This window comes from Thermodesulfobacteriota bacterium (assembly GCA_035559815.1).
Lineage (GTDB): Bacteria > Desulfobacterota_D > UBA1144 > Nemesobacterales > CSP1-2 > DATMAT01.
Genome location: DATMAT010000057.1, coordinates 82,050 through 90,938 on the forward strand (window position 1 = coordinate 82,050; position 8,889 = coordinate 90,938).

Annotated in this window: 6 protein-coding genes and 1 tRNA gene; 2 read left to right on the forward strand and 5 right to left on the reverse strand. The window is 47.5% G+C overall.

What is annotated here, in order from left to right:
• Positions 1-90: 90 nt before the first annotated feature.
• Together VNN20_14500 and gabT are read right to left on the reverse strand one after the other, a co-directional pair.
• Positions 91-1,572, reverse strand: a complete 1,482-nt coding sequence (locus tag VNN20_14500) for an aldehyde dehydrogenase family protein (GenBank protein ID HWP93401.1) — start codon at positions 1,570-1,572, stop codon at positions 91-93.
• Between the two features lie 183 nt (positions 1,573-1,755).
• Positions 1,756-3,096 carry a 4-aminobutyrate--2-oxoglutarate transaminase gene (gabT, locus tag VNN20_14505; protein ID HWP93402.1) on the reverse strand — a complete coding sequence of 447 codons (1,341 nt, stop codon included), beginning with the start codon at positions 3,094-3,096 and terminating at the stop codon, positions 1,756-1,758.
• A gap of 589 nt (positions 3,097-3,685) precedes the next feature.
• Between gabT and VNN20_14510 the strand changes: the two genes are divergently transcribed.
• Positions 3,686-4,120, forward strand: a complete 435-nt coding sequence (locus tag VNN20_14510) for a hypothetical protein (protein HWP93403.1) — start codon at positions 3,686-3,688, stop codon at positions 4,118-4,120.
• Positions 4,121-4,492: 372 nt separating this feature from the next.
• Here the strand turns inward: VNN20_14510 and VNN20_14515 are convergent.
• From VNN20_14515 to VNN20_14525, 3 genes are all read right to left on the reverse strand, one after another.
• Positions 4,493-4,579, reverse strand: a tRNA-Leu gene (locus VNN20_14515).
• Between the two features lie 148 nt (positions 4,580-4,727).
• Entirely contained in the window at positions 4,728-5,951 is a 1,224-nt protein-coding gene (locus VNN20_14520; protein HWP93404.1) for a 2,3-bisphosphoglycerate-independent phosphoglycerate mutase, read from the reverse strand.
• An 86-nt stretch (positions 5,952-6,037) separates the two neighbouring features.
• Positions 6,038-6,805 (reverse strand): MBL fold metallo-hydrolase, encoded by a 768-nt coding sequence (locus tag VNN20_14525; protein HWP93405.1) that lies wholly within the window; start codon positions 6,803-6,805, stop codon positions 6,038-6,040.
• Between the two features lie 128 nt (positions 6,806-6,933).
• Between VNN20_14525 and VNN20_14530 the strand changes: the two genes are divergently transcribed.
• Complete coding sequence (locus VNN20_14530) at positions 6,934-8,649, forward strand: N-acetylmuramoyl-L-alanine amidase (protein HWP93406.1); 1,716 nt, start codon at positions 6,934-6,936, stop codon at positions 8,647-8,649.
• Positions 8,650-8,889: the final 240 nt, after the last annotated feature.

Here is an 8,889-nt window from a genome sequence, read left to right on the forward strand (position 1 = left end):
AGAGTAGTGGCTTTAAAGCTGCATCTATAAAACAATTTATTCAGTTTCCATTCGTGCTCATTCCAGTCAATTCGTGGCTAGTTTTGTTACTCATCCCGAATACCAGCCGAGTGGCTGCTCGTTCAGGTTTACAGTGACCTGCTTCAACTGGGTATATTCTTCCACCGCGTATTTCCCCAGCTCCCGGCCGATGCCGCTCTGTTTGTATCCACCCCAGGGAAGTTGATTGAAACAAGGCTGTGACGAATTAACCCAGATGATCCCTGCCCTAAGCTCTTTCACTATTCTGAAGGCTTTGTTTATATCTCTGGTGAATACCCCGCCGGCCAGGCCGTACCTTGTCTGGTTAGCCAGCTCGATGGCTTCCTCTTCCTTCTTGAATTTAGTGACGGTAAGGACAGGCCCAAATATCTCATCCTGCACAATCTTCATGTTGTTTTTAGCATTGGTAAAGATCGTGGGTGAGACATAAAAGCCTTTCTTCATCTCCCCTTTTTCAAGCCTCATTCCGCCATAGGCAACCTCCGCACCTTCTTTCTTTCCTAGGTCTATGTAGTGGAGTATTTTGTTTAACTGCTTCTCCGAGGCGATAGGCCCCATCTCCGTGCTCTCTTCAAGTGGGTTTCCCACCCTGACCTTTTTTGCTTTTTTGGTAAGTTCCTCTACGAACTTGTCGTGTATCTTTTCCTGGACATAAACCCTGGACGTGGCCGAGCAAACCTCACCCTGGTTGACAAAGATTCCAAACTGCACCCAGTCAACGGCGAGGGGAAAATCGGCATCCTCGAACACAATCATGGGAGACTTGCCGCCGAGTTCGAGAGAGATCTTCTTGACGTTCCCGGATGCGGCTATCATCAACTGTTTTCCAACCTCGGTGCTCCCGGTAAAGGCGATCTTGTCTACGTATTCATTTTTTGCTAGTTCCATCCCGGCAACGGGGCCGAGGCCGTTTATCACATTCACAACCCCATCCGGAAATCCCACTTCCTTGATTAATTTACATAGCTCGAGCGCGGTAAGCGGCGTTATCTCCGCCGGTTTTAATACACAGCAATTACCTGTGGCCAGGGCGGGGGCCAGTTTCCACGCGGCCATGAGCAAGGGATAATTCCAAGGGATAATTTGACCGACCACACCTACTGGCTCTCTAAATACCATTCCCACAATATTAGGGTCGGGAACGGGGACGATATCACCGTTTATCTTATCGGCAAGACCTCCGTAGAACTCAAAACAGTCGGCGGCATCACTAATGTCCGCCCTTGATTCCCTTATAGGCTTTCCACAGTTGAGGGTCTCAAGCTTAGCAAACTCCTCCGCCTGTTCCCTAATGGCCCGGGCGAGCGCAAAAAGGAGTTTTCCACGCTCTATTTGAGTCATCTTCCTCCAGGGGCCTTTGTCAAAAGCGCGTCTTGCCGCCATTATGGCGTCTCTGGTATCTTCCTCATCGGCAAGGGGAACCTGAGCGATGACCTCACCGTTGGCCGGGTTTATCACGTCCCACATCTTTCCGGTATGGGAAGAAACCCACTTGCCGTCGACAAACATCTTGTATTTTTTGACTGGCATCGAGACCACCTCCCTCTTTTTACTGGTCGTTATTCTTGTAAGGGTGAACCTTGCGTTTGCTCAAACAAAGGACGGCTGCTAAACCCATCCCCATGTTATGAATCATTTGACCAAAAGATAAAGGCTTTATAGGACGATTATAACAATTTCTCATAACCACTTCTAGGTTTTTTTCTGGAGATATCATTTATCAACCTTGATGACGGCGTTCTCCAGAATATCCAAGCCTCTATTCAGCAAATCCTCAGCTATTATTAAAGGAACGAGGAGCCTAATGACGTTGTCGTAGGCTCCTGCTTTAAGTATAACTAATCCGTTTTTGTAGCACTCCTTGATTACTTCCGCGGTTTCTTCCTTGGCCGGTTCCTTTGTGGACCTATCCTTGACCAGCTCTATAGCGGCCATGGCTCCCAGCCCTCGGGCATCGCCTACTATCCGGTATTTCTCGTGCATATTTTTAAGCCTATCATTTATTATCTTGCCGACCTTCCGTGCATGATCCATAAAGCCCTTTTTCTCCATTATCTCGATGGCCTCAAGGGCGGCGATGCAGGAAAGCGGGTTTCCACCGAACGTCCCACCGAGCGACCCGACATCGGAGGCATCCAGGATCTCCGCCCTTCCGGTAACCGCTCCAAGCGGAAGCCCGGCGGCAATAGATTTTCCCATGGTAATTATGTCCGGCACAAGGTTATAATGGTTTACGGCAAACATCTCTCCGGTCCTGCCGAAGCCGGTCTGCACTTCGTCAACTATGAAGACAATTCCATGTTCCTTGCAGATCTTGCCAATACCGGGGAGAAACTCAGGCGGCGGTACTATGAATCCGCCCTCGCCGGTAACTGGTTCGATGATTACCGCAGCGATCTCCTCCGGGTCCATATGTGTTTTGAAGAAGCTCTTAAAGTGGTCAAGACAGGCCTCTGCGCAGTTCTTGTATTCAGCCCCAAATGAACAACGGTAAGGGTAGGCGTAAGGCATCCTGTACACTTCCGGGGCAAACGGGCCAAAGCCGAATTTATATGGCCTGATCTTACTGGTAAGGGTCATCCCCATGAGTGTTCTTCCATGAAAGGCGTGCTCGAAGGTAACGACGGCTTTTCTTTTGGTGTAGTACCGGGCAACCTTTATCGCATTCTCCACGGCCTCGGCCCCGCTATTCACCAGCACCGTCTTTTTGGGAAAATTGCCCGGGGTTATCTCGGCCAGCTTTTCGGCCAGACGAACGTATGGCTCGTACATGAAAACGTGGAAACAGGTATGAAGATACTTTTCGATCTGTTTTCCCAAAGCTTCGATTATCTCCCTTCGGGAGTGCCCGACGTTAACCGTCGCCAGCCCGCTGGCAAAATCAATGAAGGTATTTCCGTCAACATCGGTTATGAGAGCGTCCTTAGCCCTCTCTATAAAAGAGGGAACTACATTAAAAACCCCCTTTGCCACGTATTTTTCTCTCCTCTCGATCAGCTTCTTCGCTTTCGGTCCGGGAATTTCGGTTTTCAAATTCTCCTTGGTCTCGCTCATACCTTAATCACCTCGGCAAACGATAAAATGTGAAAGAATTAAAGAAAGTTAAAGTACGGATTTTGCATATTACATTTTGTAGGGCAAAAAAGCAACACTTACGTATTTAATTCTCTTGAGGTGTTCATTCTTCGACTGTGCTCAGAATGAACGGTTTTTATTTCATTAATCATTTTAGCGGATATGCATCCGCTCATTCCTTCCCCGATTTAATCGGGGATAAACTCAGGACAGGCTCTGAGCCTGTTCGAAGGATGGGTTATTGAGAGTTTCCCCCTCCACCCTACTCAGAGTTAACGGGGTTTTTCTAGAAAAGGCGGTCAATAGGCTAGAACAAAGGTGAAGAATCTTAGTGGAGTATAGACTCTTCGCTTCTCTAAGAGTGACTGCTAGAGAAGTAAAATTGCCGAGTTAGATGAAACTAGCTAAGGCAGTGCCCGTTTGATTAAATCCTGGTTATTACACATAAGAAAACCAGGAGAATCTTAGACCAGAATTTCAGAAACTTCTAGATGAAATAGATGAAGAGAATGAAAGAAAAAGACAGGAATTCATAAAGCAAAGAGATGCGCTCTTCAATATTTTTAGTGTGGATGCTGACCCAGAAAAGCTTGAGCAGCCTGTTAAAAGTTATTCTGTAGAGGAAGAGGAGCTAGAAAAGATGGAGCTGCGGGAGTTATGTTCACAGCATGCAAAGCTAAAAGAGACAAATGTTTATGCTCTAGAAAAGCTAAAGGAGCAGATACAGGAGGGTCCAAGGATTGAGCTTTCCATAACAAGCAATGATTTTGTTATTACCAAAAGTGGGGATAATCCTGATATATATATCCCCAAAGCAGCATGTCATGCATTTATGCAAGTGGGTGGATCATGTCCATCGAATTTATTGGGATTAAAATTAAAAGCCTCAGCATTTAACATTTCATGTGATGGCTCTAATGAATACAAATTGGCCAACTTGGAGGCTGGAGATGTGCTTACCATAAGAGGTACGCTTAATACTCTAGGAACAAGTAAAACTTAGGCGTGCTGTTAGCTTAGTACGGTGTGATTATCATATTGAAAAGAGGCAATCTTATCTAAGAAATCAAACAAACTAACATCCTTGATTTCCATAATGCCTAACTTATCCTTTGCCCATTCTATTTCTAGTTGCTTTGATATCTGCTAGGCTTGCTTTTTGTCTAGCTTACCTATCTTTATCCATTTCTTATTTTTACCATAACTAAATACAGCATAGTAACTACCATGATTATAAATAAGGCTTGCCATAATCAAACCCTCCAAGTTTGGATTTGGAAGGCTGCTTGTGCAATCCAGTTAGGCACTGGTTAGGCAAAGGCAAGTTGGTTTTGCTTAGTAGGTTGGGGGGGTTGCTGTAACTGCTTGAAATTGCTGGTGCCGAAGGCGGGAGTCGAACCCGCACGCCCTTGCGGGCACTGCCCCCTCAAGACAGCGCGTCTCCCAGTTCCGCCACTTCGGCACGTTTTCGAGAGAAATTATAAATTAGCATACGACTCTTAAAATGCAAGAGCAGGGACTGGGAATCAGGGACTAGGGATTAGAAGATAAAAGTTAAGTTTTTTCATTCCGCAAACTCTACACTCTTCACTCATCAATATTCACTCTCATCACGCCCCGAATTTTTGAAGCCGCCTTGCATGGGAGAGTATGAGGGTCATAGCATCGGTGGCCCGGAATATTCCAAGCTCTCCTTTAAGACACTCCTTCTCCGAAAATCCCTGGCTTCCTCCTCCGCGTGTGTAGACGGATGAAAGGAGAAAAGGCACCGGATGCCAGCTATGCGATTTCATGATGGATGGTGTGGAATGGTCGCCGGTGACGACTATCACATCCGGCTTAAGGCTTAATATCTCCGGGACAAAGCTGTCAAATTCTTCTATGACCTTTTTCTTTGCATCGAAGTTTCCATCCTCACCATAGCTGTCCGTCTTCTTTACGTGGAAATAAAAGAAGTCGTATTCCTGAAAATGCCTCTTTAACGTCTCGATCTCACTTTCGATCGTCGTATCTGCTACTTCCAGCACGTCCATCCCTACGAGTTTGGCTACTCCTCGGTACATGGGATAGGCAGCCACGGCTGCTGCCCTAACCCCATACGCCTCGATGAATGGAGAAAGATTCGGATAAAGGGAAAACCCTCTCAGGAGAAGGTAGTTGGCCCGGGGTTCGTCACGAATAATCTCTCCAGCCTGGTTTATGAACTTATCGACCACCCGGGCAACCGGGTCAGCCTCCTCCCTCCGGGGAATCGGCGGCAGCGGGCTCTTGCCCTCGAGTTGGGGGTCGGTATCGGGAATATCGTCCGAGCCGGGAGGCAGGGGCTCAGGAAACGTCAGCACCAGTGCAAAGCGATGTTCCATCCCTGAGGTTATCGAAACCTTCACTCCGTCGATGCTCTTAATCTTCTCTCTTATCTTTGCGGTGATTTTCTTATTCTCCTCTGTAGGGATTCTCCCTGCCCTTCTGTCCTTGATAACCGGTTTTTTATCCTGATACTCTACGGTAGCGAAATTTCCCCTTATAGCTATGTCATTTGGAGTAAGCTCGATTCCCAACCCTAGAGCTTCCAATACTCCCCGGCCAATCTCGTATTTCAGCGGGTCGTAGCCGAAGAGCCCGAGATGTGATGGGCCGCTTCCCGGCGTGATACCGCGGGCTACCGGAATGTGCAGCCCGCACGCGCCTGACCTGGCCAGTTCATCCAGATTGGGAGTGGAAGCCGCCTCAAGTTCGGTCTTTCCGTTTAACGGAAGCCCGCCCAGCCCGTCCAGGACGCAGAGTACGATTTTGGAATTGCTTGATTGAAGCAGGTCACGAATTATCTCTTGCATTTCATGCTCCTTACTTAATTTCGTGGTTCGTTATCCAAAGGGTGTTGCCAATCTGTTTTGGGCTGCACATGTGCAGCCCCTAAATGTCATGAATCTTCCAATTCGAATGTCATGCCATCATATCCGGCCAGGACCCCTTCGGGAAGCCTGCTCGACAGTTCCTCGTAGTCGAGCTCGTGCCCCATGTGTGTAAAAACGGCCAGCCGTGGATCAATTCTTCTGATAACCTCGACGGCCTGCTCGACGCTCAGGTGGGCAGGGTGAGGAGTATATCTGAGAGCACTTATTATCAAAAGGTCGAGTCCCTTAAGCTTTTTCATAGATTCCTCGGGTATTCCGCTACAGTCCGTGAGGTAGGCCATATTCCCGATTCGATAGCCAAATATTATCCAGCTTGCATGCTCGATCTCCACTGGAATTATTCTCACCCCCTGAAAATCAAACTCTGCAGTAACCGCTGTTATCTCGAGCTTGGGCTTTCCGCCTGCGGAATAAGAGCCGTCAAATATGTACCGGAAGTTTGTCTTTATGTTCTCCACGGTCTCAGGACTGCCGTAGCAGGGAATTACCATATTATTCACAAAATTATAGGTCCTGAGTTCATCTATTCCGTGGGTATGGTCGGCATGGGAGTGGGTATAAAGTACGGCATCCAACCTGGTTATATTGTGAGTCAACGCCTGGAGCCTCAGGTCTGGAGCGGTATCTATTAAGATATTCTTCCCACGGGACTGAACAAATAACGAACACCTAGTCCTCTTGTTCCTGGGGTGAGCCGACGTGCATACAGCGCAATTACATCCAATTATCGGAACCCCGGTCGAGGTGGCACAGCCAAGTAATATAACCCTCATCCAAAAAATTTAGCATTAAGCGGCCATTATTTCAAAATTACAGGAATTAAAAGGGGGTTAACATTTTCACCTCTTTCAAAAAAAGAGGTTTACAACCCAAAAAAGATGATATATTATAAGGTCTTAAGGTGAAAAATAAAACCTTATCTTTAAGGTTATACCTTTTTTTACCGTTAATTTTATACATTCAGCCCGTCTATGCCCAGGAAAAAGGGGAAAGCCTTTACCAAGAGAGCTTAAAGCTCTACAAGGACCTCACCTCAGACCCGGTCAAGATAAACGATTCCGAGATCTGGGACATCATTGCCCGGGCGTTCTACAGCACCTATCTTTCCTATCCGGACAGCCCCAAGGCCCCTGACTCCCTCTTTCTATCCGGAAAAATGTATGAGGAGATGGGGAACCGGTTCAACTCCCGGCAATACTACCAGAAGTCCATTGACTACTGCCGGGAATTCATCAGACGCTACCCGGACAGTAACCTCACGGACGATGCCCAAATAAGAATCGCCCGGGTGGTCGAGGGATGGGATAGATCTGCGGCCTATTCCGAGTATGAATTAGTAGTGAAGAATTACCCAAAAGGGGATATGGTGTACGCTGCCCGGTCGAAGCTCGAGGAGCTTTCCGCATATAAACCGACCGGCAAAGATGTTACAACCGCAACCGAAAGCAAACCACAATCAGCTAGGCTCGTTAACATCAGCGAGATACGTCACTGGTCTACCGAGAACTACACCCGGGTAGTGATACACGTGGATAAGGAAATGCCCTTCAAACCCTACTTCTTGAAAGCCGACCCGGAAATGGGAAAACCGCCCAGGCTATTCGTGGACATAGAAGGTACCAAGGTTGACCGCAACCTCCGGTTGGAGCCGATCGAAAAGGGATTGCTCGAAGACATAAAATTCGCCAGGAATACTCCGGACCAGGTGAGGGTGGTTCTATACATCAAGAACTTCGACGAATACCGGGTGTTCTCCTTACACGACCCGTTCAGGATAGTGATGGACATATACGGCGAGAAGTCTAAGGACGACCTCTATGTGAGAGAAAAAAGTGCTTCCGGAAGCAGAACGCCCTCAACCCCGCCCAGGATTGATTACAGCGATGTTTCTAGTTTGAGAGGAGCACTAGGACTTAAAGTCAGGACCATCGTCATAGACCCAGGACACGGCGGGCACGACTCCGGAGCGGTCGGTCCCAGCGGACTTAAGGAAAAAGACGTGAACCTGGACATAGCTAAAGAGCTAAAAAGAAAAATCGAGCAGGACGGGAAAAACTTTGGAGTGACCCGTGTCGTCCTCACCAGGAGTGATGACCGATTCATACCTCTTGAAGAGAGAACCGGCATCGCCAGGAGGGAAAAAGCCGACCTGTTCGTATCGATCCACTGTAACGCCGCCAAAAACAACCATGCCTACGGCATAGAGACATACATCTTGAGCTTCACCAAGGACCCGGAAGCGCTGGCAGTCGCCGCCCGGGAGAACTCCACCACCAGAAAGAGTCTGAGCGACCTGGAGGATATCGTGAAGAAATATCTACTTAGCTCGAAAATCGATGAGTCGAACCGGCTGGCTACTCATGTCCAGAGTTCCGTCATCAACCGCGTCTCCCAGAGATACGACCTGGTGAATAATAAAGGTGTCAAAAAAGCGCCATTCATAGTGCTGATAGGCGCAGACATCCCCAGCATACTGGTGGAAACGTCTTTTATAACTAATCCCCGCGAGGAAAAAAGGCTGAAAGACGATAGGTATATTAGCGATATTGTCGACGGTATATTTGCCGGTATAAAAAAATACTCAAACGAAGTAGAGACGGCATTTTTAACCGAGTGAAGCATAGTTCCTTAATGTCTGCTCTCAAACATATACCCCCTCAATTCAAATAGCCTCTGCAGGTCATACACCTCGTTGTCTAAATAGGGAATGGCTATAACCAGGCGCTTTTGAAATAACTCCGGCAGGTTCATTCCGATTAATTTTGAGCACTAAAGGGAGAAAATCAAATTAATCGGCCAGTTTTATCTTGATTTTCATACTTGTTCAAGATAAGAAATTGCTTCGCTGGGATCTATG

Excerpts from the sequence above, each read along its gene's own strand:
- VNN20_14525 (HWP93405.1), bottom strand. The coding sequence starts at position 6,805 with ATGAGGGTTATATTACTTGGCTGTGCCACCTCGACCGGGGTTCCGATA.
- gabT (HWP93402.1), bottom strand. The coding sequence starts at position 3,096 with ATGAGCGAGACCAAGGAGAATTTGAAAACCGAAATTCCCGGACCGAAA.
- VNN20_14520 (HWP93404.1), bottom strand. The coding sequence starts at position 5,951 with ATGCAAGAGATAATTCGTGACCTGCTTCAATCAAGCAATTCCAAAATC.
- VNN20_14500 (HWP93401.1), bottom strand. The coding sequence starts at position 1,572 with ATGCCAGTCAAAAAATACAAGATGTTTGTCGACGGCAAGTGGGTTTCT.